The organism is Micromonospora sp. CPCC 205554 (assembly GCF_036902745.1).
In the GTDB taxonomy this organism is placed as follows: Bacteria; Actinomycetota; Actinomycetes; order Mycobacteriales; family Micromonosporaceae; genus Micromonospora; species Micromonospora tulbaghiae.
Map to the genome: position 1 here is coordinate 1 of NZ_JBAKHP010000069.1, position 955 is coordinate 955.

Below are 955 nucleotides of genomic sequence, written 5' to 3' on the forward strand. Positions count from 1 at the left end.
TCAGAGTGTGGTTTCGCTGGTGAGGCCGAAGTAGTCGTGCCATTTGGTGCTGGGGGCGAAGGTGGTGCCGGTGGACAGGGCGACGTAGATGTCGTTGGTGGTGTTCTTGGTGAAGACGATGAGGTCGTCTTTGCCGTCGCCGTTGGCGTCGGCGAGGTAGGGGAATTCGCCGGGTAGGCAGAAGAAGTCGTGCCACTTGATCGTGGTGCCGGTGAAGGTGGTGCCGGTGGAGGTGGCGGCGTAGACGTCGGCGTCGGTGTTGCAGGTGAAGGTGACGATGTCATCCTTGCCGTCGCCGTTGATGTCGCCGACGCGGGGTTGTTCGGTGCCGACGGCGAACAGGTCGTGCCATTTCTGTGGTGCCCCGAAGCTGGTGCCGGTGGACAGGGCGACGATGACGTCGGCGGCGGTGGCGGGGCCTTGGGTGAAGGTGATGATGTCGTCGCGGCCGTCGCCGTTGACGTCGCCGAGGGCGGGGAACTCCCCGGCGATGGAGAAGTAGTCGTGCCATTTCACGGCGGTGCCCGAGAACGACGAACCGGTGGACAGGGCGACGTAGACGTCGGCGTTGGTGTCGTGGGTGAAGGTGATGATGTCGTCGCGGCCGTCGCCGTTGACGTCGCCGACGGCGGGGACTTCGGTGCCGGGGGCGAACCAGTCGTGCCATTTCGCGGATGCGGCGAAGGATGTGCCGGTGGACAGGGCGACGTGGACGTCGGCGGTGGTGCCGTGGGTGAACACGATCGCGTCGTCGCGTCCGTCGCCGTTGACGTCTCCGGTCAGGGGGGTCTCTCCGGACAGGGCGAACCAGTCGTGCCACTTCACCGACGTCCCCGCGAACGACGAACCCGTCGACGTGGCCACATACGCGTCGGCCAGCGAACCGTGGGTGAACGCGACCACGTCATCCCGGCCGTCACCGGTGAAATCCGTCGGCGAACCACCGAAATAGCGG

The 955-nt window shown here is 66.0% G+C and carries 1 protein-coding gene; it reads right to left on the minus strand.

The window, feature by feature from the left end; all coding sequences use genetic code 11:
• The coding region (locus V6U82_RS31500; protein ID WP_334467654.1) for an FG-GAP repeat domain-containing protein at positions 1 to 955 on the minus strand (955 nt) is incomplete at its 5' end.